Annotated in this window: 22 protein-coding genes, 1 tRNA gene and 2 riboswitches; of the genes, 5 read left to right on the top strand and 18 right to left on the bottom strand. The window is 34.2% G+C overall.

The features are described 5' to 3' along the window. Positions 1 to 51: 51 nt before the first annotated feature. From gcvPB to gcvT, 3 genes are read right to left on the bottom strand one after another with little or no spacing between them, the layout of a single operon-like run. Positions 52 to 1527, bottom strand: coding sequence for an aminomethyl-transferring glycine dehydrogenase subunit GcvPB (gene gcvPB / locus QQZ16_RS06900; protein WP_031535296.1), 1476 nt, complete (start codon positions 1525 to 1527; stop codon positions 52 to 54). Then, on the bottom strand, positions 1520 to 2866 hold the full coding sequence (gcvPA, locus tag QQZ16_RS06895; protein WP_031535299.1) for an aminomethyl-transferring glycine dehydrogenase subunit GcvPA: 1347 nt from the start codon (positions 2864 to 2866) through the stop codon (positions 1520 to 1522). Before gcvPA ends, gcvPB begins: the two co-directional genes overlap by 8 nt. Before the next feature lie 53 nt (positions 2867 to 2919). Beyond that, a complete protein-coding gene (gene gcvT, locus QQZ16_RS06890) occupies positions 2920 to 4020 on the bottom strand; it encodes a glycine cleavage system aminomethyltransferase GcvT (protein ID WP_031535301.1) in 1101 nt (366 codons plus the stop codon). Positions 4021 to 4123: 103 nt separating this feature from the next. After that, a riboswitch (glycine riboswitch) is annotated at positions 4124 to 4204 on the bottom strand. A 3-nt stretch (positions 4205 to 4207) separates the two neighbouring features. Then, positions 4208 to 4299: riboswitch (glycine riboswitch) on the bottom strand. A gap of 434 nt (positions 4300 to 4733) precedes the next feature. Here gcvT and QQZ16_RS06885 point away from each other — a divergent pair. Next, entirely contained in the window at positions 4734 to 6446 is a 1713-nt protein-coding gene (locus tag QQZ16_RS06885) for a DEAD/DEAH box helicase (RefSeq protein ID WP_031535303.1), read from the top strand. Next, positions 6415 to 7221, top strand: coding sequence for a YqhG family protein (locus tag QQZ16_RS06880; RefSeq protein ID WP_031535306.1), 807 nt, complete (start codon positions 6415 to 6417; stop codon positions 7219 to 7221). Before QQZ16_RS06885 ends, QQZ16_RS06880 begins: the two co-directional genes overlap by 32 nt. A 65-nt stretch (positions 7222 to 7286) precedes the next feature. Here the strand turns inward: QQZ16_RS06880 and QQZ16_RS06875 are convergent, their stop codons facing one another. From QQZ16_RS06875 to comGA, 8 genes are read right to left on the bottom strand one after another with little or no spacing between them, the layout of a single operon-like run. Next, on the bottom strand, positions 7287 to 7475 hold the full coding sequence (locus tag QQZ16_RS06875) for a YqzE family protein (RefSeq protein WP_031535307.1): 189 nt from the start codon (positions 7473 to 7475) through the stop codon (positions 7287 to 7289). Between the two features lie 54 nt (positions 7476 to 7529). After that, positions 7530 to 7904: a competence type IV pilus minor pilin ComGG gene (gene comGG / locus QQZ16_RS06870; RefSeq protein ID WP_031535309.1), complete on the bottom strand. Its 375-nt coding sequence runs from the start codon at positions 7902 to 7904 to the stop codon at positions 7530 to 7532. Continuing rightward, on the bottom strand, positions 7901 to 8359 hold the full coding sequence (gene comGF / locus QQZ16_RS06865) for a competence type IV pilus minor pilin ComGF (RefSeq protein WP_051640903.1): 459 nt from the start codon (positions 8357 to 8359) through the stop codon (positions 7901 to 7903). Before comGF ends, comGG begins: the two co-directional genes overlap by 4 nt. Continuing rightward, complete coding sequence (locus QQZ16_RS06860) at positions 8356 to 8655, bottom strand: hypothetical protein (RefSeq protein ID WP_251629806.1); 300 nt, start codon at positions 8653 to 8655, stop codon at positions 8356 to 8358. The genes comGF and QQZ16_RS06860 overlap by 4 nt, the downstream gene beginning before the upstream one ends. Before the next feature lie 7 nt (positions 8656 to 8662). Then, a complete protein-coding gene (comGD, locus tag QQZ16_RS06855; protein ID WP_031535315.1) occupies positions 8663 to 9100 on the bottom strand; it encodes a competence type IV pilus minor pilin ComGD in 438 nt (145 codons plus the stop codon). Next, positions 9097 to 9411, bottom strand: coding sequence for a competence type IV pilus major pilin ComGC (gene comGC, locus QQZ16_RS06850; RefSeq protein ID WP_031535316.1), 315 nt, complete (start codon positions 9409 to 9411; stop codon positions 9097 to 9099). The genes comGD and comGC overlap by 4 nt, the downstream gene beginning before the upstream one ends. 12 nt (positions 9412 to 9423) lie before the next feature. Continuing rightward, positions 9424 to 10476, bottom strand: coding sequence for a competence type IV pilus assembly protein ComGB (comGB, locus tag QQZ16_RS06845; protein ID WP_235248058.1), 1053 nt, complete (start codon positions 10474 to 10476; stop codon positions 9424 to 9426). Then, complete coding sequence (comGA, locus tag QQZ16_RS06840; RefSeq protein WP_031535321.1) at positions 10445 to 11512, bottom strand: competence type IV pilus ATPase ComGA; 1068 nt, start codon at positions 11510 to 11512, stop codon at positions 10445 to 10447. The genes comGB and comGA overlap by 32 nt, the downstream gene beginning before the upstream one ends. Before the next feature lie 230 nt (positions 11513 to 11742). On the opposite strand from comGA, the gene QQZ16_RS06835 reads away from it, so the two are divergent. Beyond that, positions 11743 to 11814, top strand: a tRNA-Gln gene (locus QQZ16_RS06835). A 261-nt stretch (positions 11815 to 12075) separates the two neighbouring features. Here QQZ16_RS06835 and QQZ16_RS06830 read toward each other — a convergent pair. Further along, positions 12076 to 13017 (bottom strand): cation diffusion facilitator family transporter, encoded by a 942-nt coding sequence (locus QQZ16_RS06830; RefSeq protein WP_031535323.1) that lies wholly within the window; start codon positions 13015 to 13017, stop codon positions 12076 to 12078. A 616-nt stretch (positions 13018 to 13633) separates the two neighbouring features. Here QQZ16_RS06830 and QQZ16_RS06825 point away from each other — a divergent pair. Continuing rightward, positions 13634 to 14332: a helix-turn-helix transcriptional regulator gene (locus QQZ16_RS06825; RefSeq protein ID WP_031535326.1), complete on the top strand. Its 699-nt coding sequence runs from the start codon at positions 13634 to 13636 to the stop codon at positions 14330 to 14332. 265 nt (positions 14333 to 14597) lie between these two features. On the opposite strand, the gene QQZ16_RS06820 is transcribed toward QQZ16_RS06825, so the two are convergent. After that, entirely contained in the window at positions 14598 to 18509 is a 3912-nt protein-coding gene (locus tag QQZ16_RS06820; RefSeq protein WP_235248056.1) for a leucine-rich repeat protein, read from the bottom strand. Further along, the gene (locus QQZ16_RS06815; protein ID WP_235248043.1) at positions 18457 to 19947 is read right to left on the bottom strand and encodes a S8 family serine peptidase; all 1491 of its coding nucleotides are present in this window, start codon (positions 19945 to 19947) and stop codon (positions 18457 to 18459) included. Before QQZ16_RS06815 ends, QQZ16_RS06820 begins: the two co-directional genes overlap by 53 nt. A gap of 205 nt (positions 19948 to 20152) precedes the next feature. Here QQZ16_RS06815 and QQZ16_RS06810 point away from each other — a divergent pair, with 205 nt between their 5' ends. Continuing rightward, a complete protein-coding gene (locus tag QQZ16_RS06810; RefSeq protein ID WP_235248041.1) occupies positions 20153 to 21229 on the top strand; it encodes an ArsR/SmtB family transcription factor in 1077 nt (358 codons plus the stop codon). A 331-nt stretch (positions 21230 to 21560) separates the two neighbouring features. Here QQZ16_RS06810 and QQZ16_RS06805 read toward each other — a convergent pair whose 3' ends face one another. The 4 genes from QQZ16_RS06805 to QQZ16_RS06790 all read right to left on the bottom strand — a co-directional run bounded on the left by QQZ16_RS06805 (position 21561) and on the right by QQZ16_RS06790 (position 25179). Further along, positions 21561 to 22196, bottom strand: a complete 636-nt coding sequence (locus QQZ16_RS06805) for an MBL fold metallo-hydrolase (protein ID WP_031535334.1) — start codon at positions 22194 to 22196, stop codon at positions 21561 to 21563. 11 nt (positions 22197 to 22207) lie between these two features. After that, positions 22208 to 22525: an MTH1187 family thiamine-binding protein gene (locus QQZ16_RS06800; RefSeq protein WP_031535336.1), complete on the bottom strand. Its 318-nt coding sequence runs from the start codon at positions 22523 to 22525 to the stop codon at positions 22208 to 22210. 102 nt (positions 22526 to 22627) lie between these two features. Further along, complete coding sequence (locus tag QQZ16_RS06795) at positions 22628 to 23755, bottom strand: YqgU-like beta propeller domain-containing protein (protein WP_031535339.1); 1128 nt, start codon at positions 23753 to 23755, stop codon at positions 22628 to 22630. A 236-nt stretch (positions 23756 to 23991) separates the two neighbouring features. Further along, positions 23992 to 25179, bottom strand: coding sequence for a M14 family metallopeptidase (locus QQZ16_RS06790; RefSeq protein ID WP_031535341.1), 1188 nt, complete (start codon positions 25177 to 25179; stop codon positions 23992 to 23994). Positions 25180 to 25199 lie beyond the last annotated feature (20 nt).

Raw genomic sequence — 25199 nt, 5'->3', positions numbered from 1 at the left:
ATATAAAAAAAGCTGATGCATACTTAGACATCAGCTTTTTTCATTTACTTCTTATTTCAAATTTGCTATCTTCTTCGTATAACGAAGGACTGGTTTTCTTGCAGCTAAAGTCTCATCTAAACGACCGATTACTGTCGTATGAGGTGCTTCCTGAACAACTTCTGGTGTTTCTTCTGCTTCTTTTGCAATTTGAATCATTGCATCAATAAAACTATCCAATGTCTCCTTTGATTCCGTTTCAGTTGGCTCAATCATTATGCATTCTTCGACATTTAAAGGGAAATAGATTGTTGGTGGATGATAGCCAAAATCAAGCAATCTTTTGGCTATATCTAATGTTCGCACCCCTAATTTCTTTTGTCTTCTACCACTTAAGACAAACTCATGTTTACAATGACGATCAAATGGCAAATCATAAAATTCAGCAAGACGTCTCATCATATAATTTGCATTTAAGACGGCATTTTCTGTTACAGCCTTTAATCCATCTGGTCCCATTGAACGAATATACGTATAGGCACGTACGTTAATACCAAAGTTTCCATAGTATGGTTTCACTCTACCAATTGCTTGTGGTCGATTATAATCTAAGACAAATTCATCTCCTACCTTTGTCAAAACTGGCTTTGGTAGAAAAGGAATTAAATCAGCTTTCACTCCCACAGGTCCAGAACCTGGCCCACCACCACCATGCGGTCCTGTAAATGTTTTATGCAGATTCAAATGGACAACATCAAAGCCCATGTCTCCAGGTCTTGCCTTTGAAAGTACCGCATTTAGATTGGCACCATCATAATATAATTTCCCGCCAGCACTATGAACAATTTCAGCCATTTCTAAAATATTTTCTTCAAAAAGGCCTAGTGTATTGGGGTTTGTCAACATTAATGCCGCTGTATCTGTACCAACTACTCTTTTTAAATCTTCTAAATCTACTAATCCATTTTCATTTGATTTTACTGTCACCGTTTCTAACCCTGCAACTGTTGCAGATGCAGGATTTGTTCCGTGTGCAGAATCAGGAACAATGACTTTTGTTCGCTCTGTATCCCCATTTGCTTCATGAAAAGCTCTAATCAGCATTAACCCAGTCCACTCACCATGTGCCCCTGCAGCCGGCTGTAAAGTAACTTCATCCATGCCGGTGATTTCAACAAGATGCTGTTGCAAGTCATACATAAGCTCTAATGCACCCTGGATAGATGATTCCTCTTGTAATGGATGGATATGAGCAAAGCCATTGAATCTGGCAACATTTTCATTTATTTTCGGATTATATTTCATCGTACATGACCCTAATGGATAAAAGCCGGAATCTAAGCCATGATTTCGTTTTGATAAAGCAGTATAATGACGCATTATATCTAATTCGGATACTTCCGGAAGTTCTGGAGTTTCTTCTCTTATATAATCATTCGGCAAAAGCTCCGACAGATTAACTGTTGGGATATCCATTTCTGGTAAACTATACCCTATTCTTCCTGGTGTACTGCTTTCAAAGATAAGAGGTTGATTTTGATTAGACATGATACTCCTCCATTTCTGCAACAAATTCATCAATTTCAGCTTTGGTACGCAATTCCGTTACGGCAATTAGCATATGGTTTTCTAGTTGTTCAAACTCTCTTCCTAAATCATAGCCACCAATCATTCCTTTTTCTAATAACGCACGGTTAATAGAAGATATGGAAGTATTACATTTAATAAGAAATTCATTAAAGGATGGCCCTTCATAAACAATATCAAAGCCTGCTTCCTTTAGTTTTATTTTAGCGTAATGTGCTTTTTGCATATTGGCAATGGCCATTTCTTTCACACCATGCTTTCCAAGTGCTGTCATCGCAACAGATGCAGCTAATGCATTTAGGGCTTGGTTTGAGCAAATATTAGAAGTGGCTTTATCACGGCGAATATGCTGCTCCCTTGCCTGCAGGGTTAATACAAATCCTCTTTGGCCATTATCATCTATAGTCTGGCCGACTAAGCGCCCAGGAACCTTTCTCATTAACTTAGAAGTTACAGCAAAATAGCCACAGTGCGGTCCTCCAAAGCCCATCGGAATACCAAATGGTTGTGCATCTCCTACTACTATATCAGCTTGGAATTTCCCTGGTGGTGTTAATGCTCCTAAAGCGAGTGGGTTGCTTGATACGACGAATAATGATTTATGCTCATGAATAATTGCTTCTAAATCTTTTAATGGCTCCACTCTTCCAAAAAAGTTTGGGTATTGAATCATCACTGCTGCAACTGTATTATCGATCATCGTCTCTAAAGCATCTAAATCTGTTATGCCTTCCTTATGTGGAACCTCTACAACTTCGATATACTGACCCTTTGCATAGGTTTTAACAACTTCTTTTGCTTCTGGATGAATGGCGCTTGATAAAAGAATCTTTTTTCGTTTCGTCGTCCCTGCACTTAACATCCCTGCCTCTGCTAATGCAGTTGCTCCGTCGTACATAGAAGAGTTAGCTACGTCCATTCCTGTTAGTTCACAAATCATGGTCTGAAACTCAAAAATAGCTTGTAATTCCCCTTGTGAAATTTCCGGTTGATACGGGGTGTAGGCTGTATAAAATTCGGAGCGTGATAGAACATGGTCTACTATAACAGGCGAATAGTGATCATAAACTCCAGCTCCAAGAAAAGATACATTCGCTTTCGCGTCAGCATTTTTTTGGGATAGCTTTGTTAATTCTTTCAATAATGCAGATTCACTTTTTGCAGGCTTGATTTGATAGCTTCCTTTAAAACGTACTTTTTCTGGTATATCTGAAAATAATTCATCTACTGAATTTACACCAATTTTTTCAAGCATTTCCTTTTGATCTTGTTCTGTCATCGGTAAATAGCGATGCTTCATTCGTTTTTCCCCCAGTCATTAGCCCATCTTGATTTTAAACATAGCCATAAAAGTTATTTTCTTTTATAAAAAGGCGTCTTGATAACTTTTGCCTTCAAATGCTTTCCTCTTATTTCTACTTCCACCTCTGTACCCAATAAAGCATAATCAACTTGAATTAACGCAAGCCCAATGTTTTTCTTTAAGGTCGGCGACTGAGTACCAGTAGTAACTTCCCCAATACACTTGTCATTTGCAAATACTTTATAGCCATGTCTTGGAATACCTCTGTCTAACATTTCAATTCCAATTAACTTTCTTGATAATCCTTCTTCCTTTTGTTTCTTTAAAGCTTCCTTTCCGAAAAAGTAAGCTTCTTTATTTAATTTAACGGCAAATCCAATTCCAGCTTCTAATGGTGAAATATTTGCCGTTAATTCTTGCCCATATAATGCAAGTGTTGCTTCAAATCGCAAAGTATCCCTTGCACCTAAGCCGCAAGGAAGTACCCCTAATTCCTCACCTAACGATAATATTTCACGCCATAAGTCTTTAGCATCTTCCCTTTGACAATAAATTTCAAAACCATCCTCGCCAGTATATCCAGTGCGGGATAACAGAACCTCTTTGCCTGCTAAATTCACCTTGTTCTGAAAGTGAAAATACTTAATTCCAGCATAATCAACAGAGGGATTTATTTTTTTTAATATCTCTTCTGCTAACGGACCTTGAAGTGCTAATTGAGCAAAATCTTCTGATAAATTAGTTAAGATAACATCTCCAGTAGTATGTTTTTGGAGCCATTCGAAATCTTTCTCGATATTGGATGCATTCACCACTAACAAATAGTGATTGTCTGCAAGTTTATATGTTAATAAATCATCTACCGTTCCACCATTTTCGTAGCACATTGCCGAATATTGTGCAGCACCTATTGTGATTTTTCCGATGTCATTTGTTAGCATTTTTTGAAGAAAAGCTAAGCTACCGCTTCCCTTCACTTCGATTTCGCCCATATGGGAAACATCAAATAACCCTGCTTTTGTACGAACAGCCTCATGCTCCAGCTTTATACCGGAAAATTGTACAGGTAAAGCCCATCCTCCAAAATCGATTGTCTTTCCTCCATACTCTTTGTACACCTCATATAATGGTGTTTGCTTTAATAAAGCCAACGAACAGCACTCCTATCCCCTATGTATTAGACTTTCTCATTTATCCCATTAAAAAACGGCAACAAAAAAAGACAGATAACCCCCTTTTATAAAAAAGTAAGGTCTCTGTCCTTGCACCTGAAAGTTTACCGATTAATCGGCTGTCCCCTTTGGTGGCTTACCTATATGTAAGCACTCTCCAGAGCTGCGTCCAAATAGAGTTCTTTTGCCTGAGAGATTCACAAAATACTTTGCTTGCTCCTTCGGCGCTACGAATGTAGTCTCTCCCCTATTTCTCATCCGCGATTCATAAAATTTTCTTAATTGGTCATACTAAATACTACCTGAAAAAATGTTTTCCCACCTGACAGTTGCCTTCCACTTAAAGCCTTATGAAAATTCGTGAAAGATAGGTGGGAGGTACTTTCCGTATAGTGCGATTGGTTCAACTAACCATCAGGAGTGTTGAAGGAAAACGCCACTGATGAAAGTTTCTCTAATTTTAAAAAGTAAAAACCGATTATTTATTGGTCATTTTGAATTTAATGTTCATGTTCTGTCCAAATATAAATAAATTGTGACAAAATTAAAAACTTTTTTACCCTTTTATCCTAACATCCGAACGAAAAGGTGGCAATATATTTTTTGTTTTACTAGCATTCTTTTTTCAATCCTTTTTATACATACATAACTTTTTAGCTTTACTAAATAAAGTAAGAAAGGACGAATAATATATGACCGTTCAAATCCATTTTGATGATTCATGGAATGATCAGCTACTAAAGCGAATTTCAGATGATGGTCCATGGGCCAATTGGGAATTATATAAACTAGCAGTAGAAGTAGAACAACATAATATCATACCAGACTTCGAGGGTCTAAAAGCCCCTAAGTACTTATCAGAGCTTTCTCCTTTGCCCCACCAACTTGAAGTTGCAAAAAAGGTAATCGAAGATATGAATGGAAAAGCTATTTTGGCAGATGAAGTTGGTCTTGGAAAAACGATTGAAGCAGGATTGATACTAAAAGAATATATGATTCGCGGATTAGTAAAAAAAGTGCTGATTTTAGTTCCTGCCTCTCTTGTCACACAGTGGGCTTATGAATTAAATAGTAAATTCTACATTCCCGCTATGGTTCAGCGCAAAAGCTATGTTTGGGAGCAATGTGACATTGTCGTATCTTCTATTGATACAGCAAAAAGACAGCCACATCGTGATATCATAAACAATCTGGACTATGATTTGGTGATAATTGACGAGGCCCATAAGCTGAAAAATAATAAAACAAAAAACTATGAGTTTGTTCAAAATTTAAAAAAGAAATTTTGTTTACTATTAACAGCTACTCCTATTCAAAATAGAATTAGTGAAATCTTTAATTTAGTATCTTTATTAAAGCCCGGACATCTTGGTAGCGAATCATCCTTCTATGAAAAATATAAAAAAGATGCCCGCTCCATTGATGATGATGAGAATCTAAAAGCTTTGGTCAATAAAGTAATGATCAGAAACAGACGCCATGATACAGGGATTGAATGGACAAAAAGAATTGTTGAAGCTGTCCCAATTGAATTTACAAGAGAAGAAAGAGCATTGTATGAAGGACTAGTAGATTTAAAAACAGAACCCAATCTTTCTAGCAATAGTGAAAATTCCCGCAGTCCTTTTTCGATGATTACATTACAAAGAGAGGCGTGTTCCAGCAGGGAAGCAGTGTATTATACTCTGCAAAACATGGCGAAGAAAGTGGAAAATCCAACACCACAATTCCAACAAAGAATACAAGAACTGGTAAAAAAAGTAGAAGCGATTCAGCAAAATTCAAAGGCAAACAAAGCACTTGAGCTTATTAAGAAGATTAATGATAAAGTAATCATTTTTACTGAATATAGAGCTACGCAACTTTATTTACAATGGTTTTTGAAACAGCACGGTATTACATCCGTTCCATTTCGCGGTGGATTTAAACGAGGCAAAAAGGATTGGATGCGAGATCTCTTCCAAAATCATGCGCAAGTATTAATAGCAACAGAGGCTGGCGGAGAAGGGATTAACCTTCAATTTTGCCACCATATTATTAACTTTGATTTACCATGGAATCCAATGAGACTAGAGCAAAGAATAGGACGAATTCATCGACTTGGTCAAAAAGAAGATGTAAAGATTTATAACTTTGCCGTTAAAGATACTGTGGAAGATCATATTTTAAAATTATTATATGAAAAAATCCATCTTTTCGAAAAAGTAATTGGGGAGCTAGATGATATTTTGACGAAATTGGACTTTGGCAATATGGATGATTATATGGTTGATATTTTCTCCCACTCAAAATCAGAAGGAGAAATGAAAATCAAAATGGATAATTTAACAAGCATGATTGAATTCGCACAAAGTATGAAGGAAGGTGAGCCATATGAAGCAGCAGGAAATTCATCAATTTCTTGAACGATTTTTTGTCGCAAATGATTGTGAGATAGTAGAGAATAAACCTGGTTACCTAACTGTCCAATTAACAATTGAAATGGACAAAGAGTTAATGAATCGACCTTTTTATTGGCATTATCTTGAAAAGACTGGTGGCGTCCCAAACCCCGCCAGTCTAACCCTCATTACTGATCCAAAGCTTGCACCAGAGGATTTGAAGGGCGAACAGATACACTTTGGGTCTCCACGTCTTCATCAACTTTTTGCTTCTGCAAAAAATTTATCAAAGTATATTCGTTTATATGAATATAAAATAGCACAAGGCCAGCAACAAACAGCATTAAAGCCATGGCTTGCTCTTAATGTAAAAATCTCCTATCAATGTGACAGAAAACGGGATGTGTTTCAATCGATTGGTCTGCAGCTAATCAATGGCCAAATAGCAACAGATTTCCAGGCAAAAGTAGAGAAAATGAACCTTTCTGCCAAAATTCCTGATTATGCGTTTACTCTTTCTCCCTTAATCATGCCGAAAAGCGGGATAACAAGAATTGAAAACATGATAAAACAATCTTTATTATTAGAAGATCATACATGGGCAGAAGAAGCGAAGGAAAGGTGGAAAAAGGATTTAGAATTGCTAGAGCATTTTTATGAAGATATGGAAGACATGGAGGAAGAACAAGAAACCTTGGAAACGGAAAAATTAGCTCTACAGGAACAGTACGAACCAAAGATTAATATTTCGATTATTAATGGCGGGCTATTCTATTTAGCTTCAGAAGCTGTCTCCTAAACCATAATCATGAAAAAAGGAGTAGATTTATGCTTTAATAAGCTAAGTCCACTCCTTTTCATAACCTATCTTCTTACATTTCTACGCTTAAAGCTAAACATAATTAAATAAGGTAAAACTCCAAACCACCTCAGCATAAATGGTTCTTTCAGCCCTTTTCTTTCCGCTCTTAACTTTTGCCTTTCTTCTTTAGGCTGATCCATGTACTGGACAAATGTTTGGGTTAAATACTTCACATAATCGTTGGTATTCATTTAATCACCTACTATAGCATTTGTACTAGGATAGCCCTATCGTTTGGTTTTTATTCATTCTATCCATTTCGTCATTTTATTTTGCTCCATATCAAAGTAGCTTACGGCATAAATCGGCTTTATCCCCGCTTGCATATTTAATTGATAATCGATTTTAAAAGTAGTACTCGAATTTTTTTCGATTGTATAAAAAACATTACCATGTAAAAAAGTTTTTGTACCAGCAAGTTCAGGATGTTCTTCTGTAGAAAGTTCATATTCAATTTCTTTTAGGGAAGACAGGAAATAATATTCTTGCATATTGCTATTTCTCACACTTATTTCTATCCCTTTTTTCTTTTCATAAAGACCATATAAAATAAATAAGAAGGAAATAAAAAGAATATACACACAGAGCGATAATGGATAAATAAACCCTTTGTTATTCATTTTCCATTCACATCACTTTCCATGCGGAGATAAGATATTATACTTGCATCTTTTTTCTTATCAAATCGGTTAATTACCTCTATTCTAAAACCATTCTTATTCCTTTTAAACTCTACATCTTTAACACCTTGTAATGCGACCTCATGCCCTGTCGAATCTACCCGCCTTCTTATACTGCTTTCATATTTTTCATAAATAACCACTCTGCTATCCACATAAAGCAGTAATTTGTTGTTGGAAACATCCATATTCTGTGCAATCTTCACTTCTTTTTTTAATTCTAGGATGAACACTTCCCATTCCATATCCTGTAACTCTATCTCGGAAATTTGACGGTTAACGATATGTTTCAAAGGAATGCTTAGTAAAGAAAGAATAATAGAAAAAATAAAAAAGCAAAGAAGCATTTCCAATAAAATATAACCTTTATTATTCAATATCAACCCTTTTTTCATTCGATGAACACATCGCATATTTCTTTCTTCTTCTGAAATATATTATTATATTGGATACAAACTGTATTATCTATTTTCCAAAGGATTGTGTAGACATTCCCCTCTTTTTCAATAGATGTATTTCCTTTTTCTCCTTCTCCTAATTTAACTTCCATTAAATAGTGATAAAATAGGTCATTTACCATCTTCCCTTCTTCCGAATCTTCCAATTGCTTTAACACATGCACATAAATCGGCATCCAAGTCAAAGCAATAAGAAGCCATATTGTATAAGCCAATAAATATTCCGGTAACATAAAACCTTTACAATTTAGTTGCATAAAATCGCCCTTTGCCAATTAAAATCGTTAATTTATATGGCTGCTCTCCAATTCGGAATTCATATGTCCCAAATTTAGAAACGTTCCCTCTCGTATTGATGGTAAAAGAGATCGTGTTTTCATTTACAAAAACAATATCTTCATTGTAATAACGATCCACAATACTACCCACATATTCATCTCCACGGATGCTGTAACGATTTAAATTCGGATATATTTTTACTTGAAGAAGCGATTGATTTGCGATAGCAAATGCCTGGGCATAATAAAGATCTGCCTCTAATTGAGTAATAAACTGGTTCTCATTAAGTGTAGTTTGCTGGGAGGTGACTATGAACACAGATAAGGAGGAGAGAATCACCAATAATGACATTGCAAAAACCATTTCTATTAGTGTAAATCCTCTTTGATTTTCTATCATGGATTTTCCGTACTAGCAGTAGTAACTACGCCATCTGTAATAATTAATTCCTTGCCATTCGTACATTGCTCTTGCTCTTCTGTGATATAATTATCCTCTTTCAGCGCAGAGATACTCGCAGGATATTCTTTATGCTCCATATAATAGGACTGAACCTCTGCTTGTACCATCTTTGTTAATGCTTCACAACCTGTGTCATTTATCTTTGAATTATGCTTTGTAATATTGGGAATTGTCACAATTAATAATATGGAAATAACCACCAAAACTATCATCATTTCTATTAGTGTAAAACCCTTTTCATTATTCATTTTGTTCTCCTTTCAAAATCCATCTAAAAGCTGAAACATTGGCATTAATACAGATAAGTAAATGGAAACAATTAAAATTCCCACAACGGAATACAGTGTAGGTTGAAAGACCTTCATTGTTTTTTGTATATTCTCTTCTATTTGCATAAGGCAATGATTGCCATAGTAATAGAATTCTTGATCCAGCTTTCCATTTTCTTGACCATGCTGAATAATTTGAAACAGTTCCTTATCTAAAAAAGTAAATAACATAAAGGCTTGATCAAGACGATCGCCTTTTTTCAACTGCGAAATAGCAAGTATACCTATTCGAGAATACAGCTTTTGCTCTTTGTTTTCTTCAAAAAATTGCAAACATTCATAAATCGAAAAGCCACTAGATAATAGATAACTTAATTGCAAAGATAAAAGGTAGGAAAAATAATGCCTGACAATTTTTCCTATGAATGGGATTCGCGCTAGTAAATTCATTTGAACTATAATATCCAGTTTGCGGAAATATACATAATAAGAGACGTAACAAGCAATAAGAAGAAGTAATAGAAAAGCGAAGAGAGAGGGAATAACCTTACCGATTATTTGGACAAAGAGCAGAAAGAAATTCTTATTTATATTCATCGTTAGAAAAATGGAATTAAACTTAGGAATGAGGATACTTTGAACAAAGAAAAACAGAATAAAAGTAAATAATAGAAGAAAAAGAGGATAAGATAGAATCTTCCTTAATTTTTTGATTGTATCTTGTTTATTCTGAATCATTTTACTTGCATCCTGAAACGCAGTTGCAAATCCTCCATGCTTTTCAGCAAAATACACAAAACTAATAACTTGGCGATCAAAATTTAACCTTACAAGGTTTTCAAAAAACGTATCTCCTCCTTTTAACGAACCATAACAAGCATTTATATCTTCCAATCGACATTCCGGCATGTAATAACGCGAAGATTGAACCGCTTCTGCCATGGAATAGCCCCTATCAAGCAACTCCCCAATACATTTTAAAAATCTAGCTTGCTCTAAATTAGTCCACGCCTTATTTTTTTTCATCATAAATCCATCGTTCATATTCCCCCTCCTTTATATATCCTAATGCTATCCCTTTACAAATGATGTCCCCTAATGTTTTATACTTATAACTCCAATCATCTGTCCTGTTATTAAGAATGTTAGCAATCATCCTTCCAGTTATCATTTCAAATACAGTAGATCTTTTTAATCGATCATCTAAACGGTAACAGAAAGGTGAACAGCCATCATCACAAAATGGACATACCATTTCTACTAGTCTTTGTGCGGTAACAGCAATTAAGGTTTGTTCAATTTCTGTCTCCTTTATGCCAAATTCGAGCAATCGATGAATCGCACCTTTCGCATCCCTAGTATGCATGGTAGTTAATACCAAATGCCCTGTTAAACTCGCTCTTATTGCAATATGAGCAGTTTCCCTGTCTCGGATTTCTCCAACCATGATAATATCGGGATCATGGCGAAGAATCGCTTTTAGTCCTGTTGAATACGTAATACCAGCCTTCTCATTAACCTGAATCTGCAGTACATTTTCTTGGGGCTTTTCAATCGGATCTTCTAAGCTAATAACATTTCTTTGGTAGAGGTGAGCATTTTCATTTAAGAGGGAATAGAGTGTTGTCGTTTTGCCAGATCCAGTCGGACCTGTGAGGATAATTAACCCATGAGCGTGCTTTAATAAAGAGATTAATTTTCGAGAAACATTTGGAAATAAGGAGATATGGTAGATTGGAAGCATATTTTTGTCGTAAAGAAGGCGAATAACTAAACTTTCGTGAGGGGAAGAAGGCAAGGTTGATAAACGTAAGCCAATATGTTGACCATTGATGTTTGTAGAAATAGAGCCATTTTGCGGTTTTCTTCGTTCTCCAATATCCATGGATGCCGTAAACTTAAAATGAGAGATTAACTTGTCACATTCCTCCGCAGTTATTACTAATCTAGTAAGCAAATGATTAGCAATCCGCAATTGAAGGACCGATTCCTTTTGTCTCGGGGTTATGTGAATATCAGTAGCATTTTGCTCCACTGCATCACGAATAATACGATTGGCTAAAGCTTCAATAGATAACACTTTTCATAAAACACCACCTTTTTATTTATTCGTATTAATATTTCGACATAAAAAAAGAAATTCCTTCAATTTTCATTATTTTTTTACTTTTATTCAATTAGTTATTTTTAAATATAATGCAGATTATTTCTAGACTAATATTTCCGATTAATTTCCATTGTTCTTTTAAAAAAACTTCTGATTTTGAATAAAAAACACCGAACAAGCCATACTATATATATCAATTATATTGGGCTATAGCCAAGTGGTAAGGCAACGGACTTTGACTCCGTCACTCGTTGGTTCGAATCCAGCTAGCCCAGTAAAGACCCAATTTACATGGGTCTTTTTTTTATACATATGAATTCGCTATTATTCTTTGTTAATTTTTTTCCGAAAATGAGAGACATCATAGAAAAAAATTCCCTTCTAAGCTTAAATAGCAGATATAAGTTGAGATATTAACTCCTTTTTAAAAAATTGTTCATTTATATGAAATCTTGCCGTTTATTTTAAACACAGACGTATATACATTTAGTTAAACAAGAGTCAATAAAAACTACCCCAGTCTGTCTTGATTTCTTTTACACATTCATATCATCATGTTGAATCTGTGACTTTTCGATTTGAATAGTTGCATGGTCTATTTTAAACTTATCTTTTATTCGAACAATCGCTTGCTGAAGAATAGCTTGACTGTCTTTTTTATCATCAATTAACATATGGCAGCTTAATGTATCAAGCCCGGAAGTTATGGTCCATATATGCAGATCATGAACATCGATTACTCCTTCGATTTCTTCTAACACCATTTTCACATCTTCTTGGTTTATTGTTTCCGGAGTTCCTTCCATTAATATATGAGTAGAATTTTTTATTACTCCCCAACCGCTTTTTAAAATTAATAAAGCAACTACTACAGATATTATAGGATCTGCAACATACCAATCAAAGAATAACATGAGTACTCCAGCAATAATTGCACCAACGGAACCTAATGCATCACCCAGTATATGTAAGTAAGCACTTCGTAAATTTACATTGTTATGCACATCCCCTTTCTGCATTAATCCCACCGCGCTAACGATATTTGCTAACAATCCAATTGCTGCAATGGTCATCATTGTTCCACTAGCAACCGTCGGAGGCTCGGCGAACCGTTTTATAGCTTCCCAAATGATAAAAAAAGCGATAACAAACAATGTGGCGCCATTAAATAGGGCCGCTAAAATTTCAAAACGATAGTATCCATACGTTTTACTAGGCGATGTTTTACGGGACGCAAACCGGATTGCAAGAAAACTTAAGAAAAGAGAACCAGCATCACTTAACATATGACCTGCATCTGATAATAAAGCAAGACTATTTGTAAGAAGTCCTCCAAAAAACTCCAATAGCATAATTCCACAGGTAATTAGTAAAGCGAAAATTAACCCTTTTTTATTACCCTCTCTTGTTGATTCGAAGCCATGGTGATGATGGTGATGTCCATACTGACTATGATTATGCTCATGAAAATTCCCCATATTTTTTCCTCCTTCTATTTTTTAAATAAAATTACTTACCTTGCGGATTTATCAAACCAACAGAAAATACTCTTTTCCCTATATTTTGTGGTAAAAAACTAATTTTATGACCAACTGATAAAGGAACCTCTCGTCTATTAAAACGCCAGCTGAAGTTATATCCAAAAATTCCAGCCACCACTACTACAACAGCTCTTGAATATTCTAGATGAAGAGAAGGCTGCATTACACAAGAAGATAAAGCAGTGTAAAATGAAGAATAGATGATGTTGATTAGCTTCTGTTGTAATTAGAGCAGCTTGCCCCTCCATCAATAATGGAAACAGCTATTATCTCCAAATTATCTTCTTTTATATGAATATATGCTCATATATTAATTTTATATCTCCTATTAATAAATGTCAATTTTACATTTGAATAATAACAATATGTGAACGGAAAAAACATAAAAAAAACATTATAAAGATGGCCAAGCTTCAAATGGTGAATATGTACAATTTATGAACAAAATCTTGTGAAGTTGTGAACATTTTATAAACTTATCGTTTTAACCATGTTTATGGTAGATTGCTATATTATAATAAAGAAAATTAGTTCCCAGGAGGAAACAATTGTTATGGAAAATACACTAAAAGTTACAAATGTATTGTCTGACCCAACTCGTTTCTATATTTATCAATACATTACTAAACGTCATCAAGATGTAACCGTTCAAGAAATAGCAGACGAATTTTCTATCCATCCAAACGTAGCCCGCTTACATTTATCTAAATTAGAAGATGTAAGAATGCTCTATTCTGAAACAAAAAAAACAGGAAAGGGTGGCCGTCCAAGTAGACTATATCGTTTATCAGATGAGGTCATACAATTTAGCTTTCCATTTAGAAATTATCAATTATTAAGCAGTATTTTATTAAGATCCCTTGAAAGCCTCGGTGCAGAAGGAAGTAAAGCACTATATGAAACAGGAAAAACATTTGGCAAAGAGATGATGGAACAAGAAATTGCCCGTTATACAAATAATACCGCATCATTATCCAATGGAGATAAACTACGGCTATTACAAAATGCCAGTTTAATGACAGGGCAACTGCCAGCATTAGAATGGAATGATGATGAAACTTCCTTATATTTTGAAATATATAATTGTCCATTTAAAGAAGTTGCAATGGAGCATAAAGATAAAGTATGTACAATGCATCAATCTTTCTTTACTGGTATGTTTGAAGCATTATTTAAGGATGTTCAGTTAATCGAAAAACAGAATATTATTTCAGGCTGCGATCAATGTGCCTATAAAACACAAGTTCAATAGGAAAGAAAAGAGAGTTTCCTGTAATTATCTGCAGAAATACAACTTTTATTCAGGTTATCCATTTCTATATAATTGTTACTTATCCTTTTAACGAGTCTACTTATTTAAAAATGAACTATTTATTTTATCTTGCATTAGGATTCCATATTTAATATATGACAGCATGTGGAATACACAAATGTCAATCTATTTGCCACGTAAAGTGTAGCTAAAAAAACTCCTTATTGCTCAAATTTCAAGCAATTAAGGAGTTTTTTTATTGTTTCTATTTAACTTGGTTTACTTGTTTTTTTCTTCTAGCAATATAAAGGAACAATATGCTAGCAAAAATCAATATAAATCCGATTAACAGATAATTATAAGAATGTGTGCCTGTTTCAGGGCGTTGGTGGGTTCCGTTACTTTCTTTTCCACTTCCATTTCCTATATTAGATACATTCTGACTATTTTTGTTATTTTCTTGATTTACCGTGTTGGTATTATCATTATCTATTCCTTTTCCAGGATTTTCTGAGTCTTGTTCATCCTCTGTTCCGTCATCTGGATTTTCTGGGTCTTGTTCATCATCAATTACTTCACTTTGTCCGGAGATAGTAACATTCAGATCTACATACGTTCCAAATTGATCTGCCGCCGAAACTCTTACAACTATTTGACCGTTTCCTTTTGCAGTTATGACTCCCTTTTCGTTTACAGATGCAAATTCGTCACCACTTATTAAGTCATAATTTAAATTCTTATTGGTTGCAAAGGTAGGATATACTTCTGCCTCAATTTGTGCTGTTCCTTTATCTTCTGTAATTGCGATAGATTTTGTTATTTTAATGCTCGTTACCGGAATAAATACCTCTGGGTCAATATCTCCAATTTGGGCTTCTTCACTAATAATCAAAGTACCTTTACCAGTTATTTTGCCGTTTATTTTTAATGTACCATTAATAGTTAAGGAAGCATCTTTAGCAATCTCTAAAGTTCCATTAATGGTTAAATTACCGTCAATTGTACGATCACCAATTACTGATACTTTTTTACCTTCTGGGATAACAGAAGCATCTGTTGTTGAAATATCCACTTCTCCGTCCCAAATAAGTTCTGGTGTTTGCTTCAGATTATTAAACTTCACTATATCCTCTCTTTGAGAATTTAACGAAACAGTTACGTTCGCTTCTTCATTAAAGGAATTCCAACCATAAGCATTTACACCATTACCTAGACTAACATCCTTTATGCTTGATCCAACCATTGAATTAAACGCATAATCCCCAATATATTCTACACTATTTGGGAGAGCCACTTTATCTATGCTATTTAAACCAGAAAATGCATTGCCCCCAATATATTTTAAATTATCTGGGAGATTTAGTTCTTTTAATGATTCTAAATCTGCAAATGCATTAGATTCTATCATTTCTACGGAATTAGGTATTTCTAGCTTCTCCGCTTTCTTATTTCCATAAAATGTGTATGCAGGTATTTTCTTTGTTCCGTTTGCTATATTAATTGATTCATATTTATTTCCAGAAAAAGAAACTGCCTTTAAATGAGTTAACCCATCTGGTATAGTAAGCTCTTTTTCTGTCCATTCACTTGCTAACAACGGATCCCATCCTAAATAGTTTAATCCATATTCTTCAACTAATTGTAAGTTTTCAGGAATATTCATTGTGTCTAGTCCGTTAATTTGATCAAACGCTCTTTCACCAATTTTTGTAATTGTATCAGGCAACGTAATTTTCTTAAGATCCTGATTTCCTTGGAAAACATAATCATAAACACTTGTCACTGTATAAGTAATATTATCTCCTTCATTTGTAACTGTTTCAGGAATAACAAGTTCTTGTAGTTTCTTATTATTTTCAAATTGAGTTACTTCAACTGTTGTTGCACTAGTTGGTCTATAAATCAATGAACCTACCATAAATTGTCCACTGACATAGTCAGTAAAGCTTACCCCACCAGACTTTAATGGATTGGTGAATCCACTTCGTCTTAATTCGAAAGCAACTTGATCATTCGCAACATTTACTGTAGCTTCTCTTGAAATTCCTTTAAAGGCATCCTTTCCAATTGTCTTGACGTTTTTACCAATTTTCACTTCATTCGCTTTCGTACTTTGTGCAAAAGCGTATGTTCCAATTTCCTTCACAGAGTTTGGAATAATAATTTTTTCAAGACTAGATATGTCAGCAAATGCAAATTTCTCCACTTTAGTTACATTTTCAGGGATATCTATAGTAGTTAATCCACTTGATTGAAAAGATCCGTACCCAATTGATGTAACTGATGTAGGAAATTCAATTTCTTTAAGTGAAGATGCTTTAAAAAACATAAACTTAGGAACTGCTTTCATCTTCTCTGGTAATTTGACTGTTTCTAAACTTGCACTATCCGTAAATGCAGCTTCTCCGATATACTTTAGTGTGTCAGGTAAGATAAGTTTTTTCATTGAACTAACAAAACCAAAACTTTGTTCTCCAATACTTTCTAACCCTTCTGGTAAAGTCAATTCTTCAAATGCATCTATAAAGAGAAATGCAAAAGAACCTATTGATTTGATGTTCTTAGGTATATTAATTTTTGTAATACTTGCTCCATTAAAGGCATTGTCATCAATTCTCTCCACACTGTCTGGCATTTTTACATTAGATAGTGCAGATGCATAGAAAAATGCACTTTGCCCAATAACTTTTAATCCTTCGGAAAATTCTATCGAAGTTATGGAATTATTAAAATAAAATGCTTTAGCTCCAATAGAGGTTACTTTATATTTTTTTCCGTTATTTTCTACTTCGGATGGTATATAGACATTTCCTTTGATAGTATCATAGCTAGAGAATAGTTTATCTGGCTCACCTATTAATTGTACTTCGTCATTACTAGTCACTTTATAATAAAAGTTTTCATATTGGAAAGTGTCATTTAAATCTTTACTGATAATAGAATGGTCTGCATCTATTGACATATCACTATATCCTATTGCATCATCTTCGTCTGGTTGTTCAGGATTTTCTTCATCAGGATCCTCTGTTTCACCTTCCCCTGGCACGTCCGTATCAACGTAAACCTTGATAGAGGAAGTTAGTCCTGTAACGGCAGTTGCAGTAATGGTTACTTCACCTTTAGCTATCCCAGTTACAACACCATCAGCATCAACAGTTGCTATTTTGTCATCAGAGCTTGTCCAAGTTAACGATTTATCAGCTAAATTTTCTGGTTTAACTGTTGCATTCACTTTTTTCGATTCGCCTATTGTCAAATCTAAGTACTTGTCTAATACAATTGCTTGTGGGCCGATATCCACATAATTTGTACTAATGTTATAAGCATAATCGAACCCAAAGATACTTAATCTACCTGGATTTAATGACTGGTTCGCAAGTTCTTCTCCAAGATTTGTTATATCTGCACGAACTGTGCTCGTTTCTCCTTTTTTCTCCACATAGTCTATTCCAAGTTCAAATAAAAGTACATGTCCAGCGACGTCCCCAACAAGTATCTGTTGAATATAGTTATCGTCTTTTACATCAAATGTTAGGTATACTTTGCTATCCTCTTTAACAATGTCGACATTTTCTACTGTTGGTGCTTCTGTATCTACAGTAAAAGGAAGATCGAGCGTTTTTTCTGTATCAGTTCCTGCAATTTTACCACTTACTTCATAAATCAACTCCGTACCACTTGGTACTTGCTGTCCTTTTTCATCCTTTCCATTCCAACCTTGCATATTCAGAATCGGTATATATGCACCTTGAGTGGAACTAAAGAAGGTTTTACGGGCATCACCATATACATAGGACCAAACATCCTTATCATTTGCATCTTTGATTTTAAAGGATAAATTTTCTGCATTTCTTAATAAGCTTGTTATAGAAGTAAATATTCTTGAGTTATCCCCATTTAATGAAGGAGAAAAAGCAATTTTTTCTTTATCATATTTACCTGTGATAGCATTTCTTCCTAAATAATATCCGCTTCCTGCAGCGTTCGAATTAATCATTATCGTTGATGTTTGTGTAGTAGGCTGGATTTTATCATATACTGTGTTATCAAAAATGGAAGGATCTGTCCAATTACCATAGTATCCTAAGAATGGAAGAGAAAGTGTTGCATGATCGCCTTTTTCATCATATAAGCTTGTGTAACCTTCGCGCTTTTTCTGTAAAAGTGATCGTCCCACGTTGAACTACCGCAATCTTATCTTTAACATCTAACTCACTATAATCCTTTTCTTCCCCAATTCCTGGTACCATTACATAAGCATATTCCTTGTTATCAAGTGTCTCCAATACATCATAGGTGTCTCCATCTGTGTTAGAAGCATTTTTATAAGGAATATTTTCATCCCCTACTTTAAAATATGGAGAATTATAAACAGTATTTTCCACACTTGCTACAGATAAACCTGCTGCAAAAGTTGATGGTGAAGACACAACCGCATTATCTGGATTTGACGCTAATGGCATGTTAGTTCCATATGTATTATTAACTACAGCATTATCATCATTACCAGCAGCCATCAATAAATTAACGCCTGATTCCGATACCCTTGTATACGCTTCTTTTACTGCTTCTTCCCCTATTTTTGTGAAGCCAGCACCTGATCCTAAGCTCATATTAATGGAATCTGCACCTAATGAAACAGAGTCATCTAATGCAGCCAAAATATCATCATCATAGGCTGATCCAGTCCCATCTGAAAACACCTTCATAATCATTAATTGAGCTTCTGGAGCAATACCTTTAATTTTATCACTATTTGCTGCAATAGTTCCTGCTACATGCGTTCCATGGTCTATATCACCAATGACATTCGGGTCTTTATCTGCATAATCATATCCAAAAGGAACCTTTTGACTTGCAAACACATCATCTGACGATAAATCTCCAGCATTTAAACTAACGGAAGATATAAGTGACGAAATATCACTTTTTGAATATTTTGAATTTTGTGGGTCTTTTTGAAATGCTTCATGATTTGTATCTAGTCCCGTATCAAGAATAGCTACAATCGTTTTCTCTCCTTCATATCCAAGCGCTTGCGCTTGATCTGCCCCAATCATTACACTACTATTTTTCATTTGTATATCATTATTTGCTTCAGCTGGAAGTTCATATTTCACAGCCTCAAAAATTCTTTTTACACCAGATATTTTCTCTATTTTTTCAATGTTTTCCCGTTTTGTCTCTAACGAAAAACCATTCATAACTACTGTGTATCGATAGTTATCTTTAAAACTAGCATCTACCTTTTCAGAGATCTTTTTCATTACGGAGTCTTGTTCCCCCATAATATTATTTGCAATTTCCTTTCCCTTATTAGAATTAATAAACTCAGATGGTTCTTGTTTACTTTTTGTACTGTAATAGTCTAATACTGGTCCTTCCTCTAATTCTACTATTACACGAACCTTTTCTTGTGGATCATAACCAAATTCCTCACTAATATTTTCTTTTTGAGAAATATTTAATTCACCCTCGGCTTTTTCCATAGTTATATAACTAGTATTCTCTTTTGCACTTACATAGTTATTACTAAATGGTGTGATTGTACTAAATAATACAACCAATAGAGTTAGTAGAGTAGTAACTTTTTTGCCACTCTTTAATATACTCATTTCCCCTTCCCCCTAAACTATTTATTTAGAAAATTCAATTACTTTAATATAATATCATGTAGTTAGATATGTTTCAAACTATATTTTAGATAACAATCTAATTTAGTTTGTCTTTTATTATATCGCTGTGATACTATTACATTAAAGTAAGCGTAGTTGTAAGTACCCTTATAAAAAATTGCATAAATAGTAAAGGAGCTACCTAATGGATATATCAATAACATCTAAATATGATGTTTTTACAGAATGTATTTTCTTATTGGAGAGGAGAAATTTACCAGAAGGGGATGAGTTTCCTAAAACAATCTATGATGTTATACAAAAGATATGTGAAAAGTACAATATCCCTTTTGAAGAATTTTCGGATGAAATTTATATTTTAGCAGAAGTAGAAAATTTTATTATGGACAATCTAGAAATCGAAGAAAAAAAACTACTTTTCTATTTTGGCATTGAATCACAATCGGACTATTCACTTGCATGGGCATTATATTATACAATACGTAAACAAATTATTTTTAATGATAATGATTATGAGAATCCCCATGAATTTGATTTAAGAATACAACTTATTGGACTAGTTCTTAATTATAATCTTGAAGGAAAAGAAATTAAAACAGAAAAAGATTTAAATGATTTCTTAAGAGATTATCAGTGTACAATAGAGGACAAATGGTTATATACTCAAGTATTCTATAATGCTGGTAAATTTCAGAAGGAATTGCTTGAAATATTGGAAGAAGTTTCTGATCTATTTAATCAAAAAGCGAACATTCTGCAATCTTATATTGACGCCTCTGCTATCTTTCTGAAGGAATATTTCTTGAAGAATCCTGAATCTAACATAATGAAACAATATAATTTACAGTTAAACTCAAGAGAATTAATTATCATTCCGAGTGCAATGGGGTTTAATACATTAAAATGGAACCATATGGATACAGATGGTCCGGAATATTTATATGCTGGAATTATGTACCATAAAATTGGCTCACTTATTCAAAAATACAATCACAATGAAGAAACCCTATTAAATCGCCTTAAGCTTTTAAGTGATAAAAGAAGACTAGAAATCTTGAAAGCACTAAAAAACGGTCCCTTGTGCGGACAAGATATTTCTCAATTACTCTCACTTACGCCTGCAACTGTTTCTCATCATATGAATTTCTTAGTAAATGAGGGATTTGTTCGGGTGCAAAAAACCGGTGTGCGAATTGACTATTACTATGTACCAAATGAAATGAATCTCTTCATGAAAAGCCTAAATAATGTTCTGCTATAAGTTTAATTTGGTTCTAATCAAAATTATTAGGCTTTTTTATTAAGATTGATACTATTAAATACTTTAAATTCATAGGAGGTTTTCCCTCCTAATTGTAACACTTTTAAGTTCTTCTATATTTGTAAGGTGAATCCAATAACAAAAAGCCCATCCTACCAATACTTGCTGTTTCAGAATTATTTTTCGCAAAAAAAAGCCACCAAATGGCAGCTGGAATTACTTTAAGAAAGCACCAATAGATTAATGAGAGGATTATTTGCTCTAAATCCCTATATTAACCCATTAAGACTTCTTTCCTCTCTCTTTTCTTCGGTATCACTTACATACTAACTTAAAAGCCGTTAATATACGGATTATGATCCATTTCATGTTCGATTGTTGTTTTTCTCCCATGACCAGACAGTACAATCGTCTCTTCAGGTAAATTTAAAAGCTTCTCGTGAATGCTATTTATTAATGTACGTTGGTTACCACCAATTAAATCAGTTCGTCCAATACTTTCATAGAAAAGAGCATCGCCAACAAATGCCCAATTCTCTTTTTTAAAATAAAATGTGACACTTCCTGGAGAATGCCCTGGTGTCTCCATCACTTGAAAGGTAAAATCTCCAATTGTCATCTTAGGATTCTCATCCAAGAAGTGCTCTGCTGGTCTGGTAACTACAGGATTGGGAAGTCTAAATGCCTCACTCCCATTTAATTTCGGATCAATCAACCACTCTTCTTCTTTGCTATGTACATAAACGGGAATGCTATAATCTGTTCTAACTTCCTCCACTGCACCAATATGATCAAAATGTGCATGGGTTAAAAGAATTGCAATAGGGGATAATTCTAACTCCTGAATCATCTTATTCAATTTTACTCCATTTGCACCTGGATCTATTACTAAACAATCCTTCTTTTCATTCCATACTAAATAACAATTGGTCTGGATTGGCCCTAAAGGAATTTGCTTATACTCCACAAAATCCCCTCCTATTTATTCTCTAATTGACTTACTACCCGTTCCACTTTCTCTTCCATTTTTCTAGTGATGTCTCTTCTGTCATCAATTCTGATGTTTGTGCAAACACGCACAAGACCTTTTTCAAATGGAACTTCATGCATTGCCTGAATCACTTCAAATAATGTTGGAAGTTCTCCTTCAATAATCGTGTTCATTGGTGTTAATTGGAAGCGAATTTGGCCTTTTTCCTCATAGTTCATTAAAACTTTTTGAATGTCTGCTACATACGCACTTACACTTGGAGTTTGTGTGCCAACTGGTATAACTGTTACATCAACGATTGCCATAATTTATTATTCTCCTTTCTCTTCTATCAGCCAATGGATTTCATCTATTATTATTCGATTTGAGTTCATTCCTATGATGGCATATTTTTATACCAACTTCAACTATTGAGCAATATTGGACGTAAACAATGGTGTAATATCTCCAGTCTCCATATTCAGCATATTTTCAAGATAATAGCCATAAAGACAGTACTTTCCATCGCTTGAAATTTGAATTGGCTGATCTTCTAAATCTTTATCGGCAAATAACTTTTTACTCAGACCTGTTTCCATATCTACTTCAATAAGTTCAAAACCCTCCTGATACGTTTCTGCATTGCCATTTCTTTCGGGAGTAAAGGTAAGAAAGCTATTTTTATAAATGGTATAGTTCGGAACTAACCAATTTGCAAATTTTGATAATCGAGGAACAGAAATACTCCCTTGCTTCTTAATATTTGCATCATAAAAAGTATAAACTGCCTCTTCTTCTTCTTCCCCCTTACTTGATATAGTAAGTAGAAATTCATTTTTCTGGTCAACAAAGTAAATATTAGCCAAATCTATTTCGTTTTCTTCTTCCGTTTCCAAATTAAATATTTTCAGCGGGGCATATAATGACGGATTGCTTTGATCCCAGTCAAGATACATTACCTTTTCCTTCGTTAACCATTGTGGAAAAGGAGTAGAGACAGGAAAATCACTTAATACATTTTCCTGAATATCCAATGTGAATACTTTACTTTCCCATTCCTTGGTTAAAGTTGTAATGAGCAATTCATTTTCATTATGAGAATTCCATGAAAAGTCTGTTTCATAGCTTTGTAGCTTTCTAGAAAGTATTTCATTTCCTTTATAATCAATTATATGAATTTCTCCTTCTTCCTCAGAAAGAGCCGTATAAATTAACAGTTGATTTTCATTTAAAAGAACATTAGATAATTCTTCTTCCGACTTATATAGAGGGATATGCTTTCCTGTATAAATATTATAAGCATAAATTTCATATACCCCTTCATAGATAGAAGAATAACAAATCGTATCTTTCTTTATCCAGCCATATACTTGCTCAAATTCTCCTTCAATTGGACTTATAGGAGGAAGCATCGCGTTGTTATCAACATCATTGTCCTTCGCTTCATTTTCACTGGCTGAATCATCATGTCTAGGAGCACAGCTAGACAGAATTAGTGTGAAAAAAGTGAAGAGAAGAACTATTCCTAGCGTGTTTCTCTTACCTAATGAAAACATTTTTCACACCCCTATAATACTATTCAAGTTTTGTTCACTCTATAGAATAGTAACACAAAAAAGCCGACTTTTTTCGGCTTTTTTCAAATCCACTTGTAGATTTTTTATTAAAAGTAATATTTCCAATCAAATATAGGTCATTTGTTACAACTATATAGTTATTTAATATCTCTTAAAAATGGAATACTTCTCTTTTTTCAATTTGCCTAAACTTTTCTATAGAATGATGTGTAGCCCTACATATATAAGGAAGCCAAGAAAAGTCCAGTTGTTTCATGATAAATTTCATTAAATTGAGAGAGAGGGAGTGGATTTATCCCTTTTCCTAACTCAATTGTGAATCCCGGCTTTCTTAATTCTTGAATAAACCAATCTTTATATCCTGCATGACTATCTACATTTTGGATCGCTTTATATCCACTCACTCTCGAAAATTCTTCTGCAATTGCTCTCGATTCTTCTGGTTCCATTCCTTCATATCCCCAATACAATTCTTTTCCCTGTGTATGTAAAGCTACTAATCGATCAAATTTTTCTTTTTCAACTAAATTTGCCATCACCTGAGACTCTGGTTCTGACAAAGGGCTATCTCCAGGATAGTCTCTTGGAGCAGGCGCTTTCGGTTCTTTTCGTTCCTTTTCTATTTCCCAATTAGATGGAAATTGATTATTTAAATCTACACCACGGATATTTGCTTTCCAGCCAGTAAAATCGCTGCTACCTGCATTTATGGAAATGATTTTTTCTTTTTCTTTCTCTAAAGGACCGTTTAAAACCAAATCAACTCCGTCAGGATTAACCATTGGTACAAGTGATAAATCAGTACCCTGATACAGTGGCATTGTTCGAACATTGCGCATAGTAGTTCCGTTTGTTAATGATAATAAAAAGTCATTTAAAAACGTCATTAAAATTCCTGTCGTAATCCATTCATTTGCATGGAAGGAAGCATTTATATGAACCTTTTTCTTTCCCTTTCCTATTCTGATTTCATCGAGATTTTTTCCTAATACACTTTTTCCTATTGTTTCCTTTTTAATGAATGGGAAGGCCTTTATTAAACGATTCATATCTGACTGTAGGGATGTATAGTCATACTTTTTCTTTCCCTGCACAAATCGTCCCACAATACGGTTTGGGATTAAAATCTCCTCTCCGACTTTAAGTTTATTAGGATTTAATTGTTGATTTAATAATAATATGCTATCAACCGAAATATTTCTTGCTCCTGCAATTTTCCACAGAGTATCCCCTTGCTTTATTTGATGGACTTGTGATTCAAATCCAGGAATTTGGATAGTTTCAGAAACTGCTAATTTATTTGGATTTACGCTAGGATTACTATCTAAAATAAGATTTAGGGGAACCATAAATAGTTGACTATAGTACCAAAGTGTATCTCCTGGTCTCAATTTAATCTCCATATGATCACTCCTCTCTCTAT

Origin of the sequence: Bacillus sp. T2.9-1 (assembly GCF_950097965.1) — a bacterium.
In the GTDB taxonomy this organism is placed as follows: domain Bacteria; phylum Bacillota; class Bacilli; order Bacillales; family Cytobacillaceae; genus Niallia; species Niallia hominis.
Note: the sequence above shows the minus strand (reverse complement) of the source record. Positions and strands in the feature narration are given on the sequence as shown.

Bases quoted from the DNA above. Each gene is read 5' to 3' on its own strand.
- gcvPB (WP_031535296.1), bottom strand. From the start codon at position 1,527: ATGTCTAATCAAAATCAACCTCTTATCTTTGAAAGCAGTACACCAGGA.
- gcvPA (WP_031535299.1), bottom strand. From the start codon at position 2,866: ATGAAGCATCGCTATTTACCGATGACAGAACAAGATCAAAAGGAAATG.
- QQZ16_RS06885 (WP_031535303.1), top strand. From the start codon at position 4,734: ATGACCGTTCAAATCCATTTTGATGATTCATGGAATGATCAGCTACTA.
- QQZ16_RS06880 (WP_031535306.1), top strand. From the start codon at position 6,415: ATGAAGCAGCAGGAAATTCATCAATTTCTTGAACGATTTTTTGTCGCA.
- QQZ16_RS06875 (WP_031535307.1), bottom strand. From the start codon at position 7,475: ATGAATACCAACGATTATGTGAAGTATTTAACCCAAACATTTGTCCAG.
- comGG (WP_031535309.1), bottom strand. From the start codon at position 7,904: ATGAATAACAAAGGGTTTATTTATCCATTATCGCTCTGTGTGTATATT.
- comGF (WP_051640903.1), bottom strand. From the start codon at position 8,359: ATGAAAAAAGGGTTGATATTGAATAATAAAGGTTATATTTTATTGGAA.
- QQZ16_RS06860 (WP_251629806.1), bottom strand. From the start codon at position 8,655: ATGTTACCGGAATATTTATTGGCTTATACAATATGGCTTCTTATTGCT.
- comGD (WP_031535315.1), bottom strand. From the start codon at position 9,100: ATGATAGAAAATCAAAGAGGATTTACACTAATAGAAATGGTTTTTGCA.
- comGC (WP_031535316.1), bottom strand. From the start codon at position 9,411: ATGAATAATGAAAAGGGTTTTACACTAATAGAAATGATGATAGTTTTG.
- comGB (WP_235248058.1), bottom strand. From the start codon at position 10,476: ATGAACGATGGATTTATGATGAAAAAAAATAAGGCGTGGACTAATTTA.
- QQZ16_RS06830 (WP_031535323.1), bottom strand. From the start codon at position 13,017: ATGGGGAATTTTCATGAGCATAATCATAGTCAGTATGGACATCACCAT.
- QQZ16_RS06825 (WP_031535326.1), top strand. From the start codon at position 13,634: ATGGAAAATACACTAAAAGTTACAAATGTATTGTCTGACCCAACTCGT.
- QQZ16_RS06815 (WP_235248043.1), bottom strand. From the start codon at position 19,947: ATGAGTATATTAAAGAGTGGCAAAAAAGTTACTACTCTACTAACTCTA.
- QQZ16_RS06810 (WP_235248041.1), top strand. From the start codon at position 20,153: ATGGATATATCAATAACATCTAAATATGATGTTTTTACAGAATGTATT.
- QQZ16_RS06800 (WP_031535336.1), bottom strand. From the start codon at position 22,525: ATGGCAATCGTTGATGTAACAGTTATACCAGTTGGCACACAAACTCCA.
- QQZ16_RS06795 (WP_031535339.1), bottom strand. From the start codon at position 23,755: ATGTTTTCATTAGGTAAGAGAAACACGCTAGGAATAGTTCTTCTCTTC.
- QQZ16_RS06790 (WP_031535341.1), bottom strand. From the start codon at position 25,179: ATGGAGATTAAATTGAGACCAGGAGATACACTTTGGTACTATAGTCAA.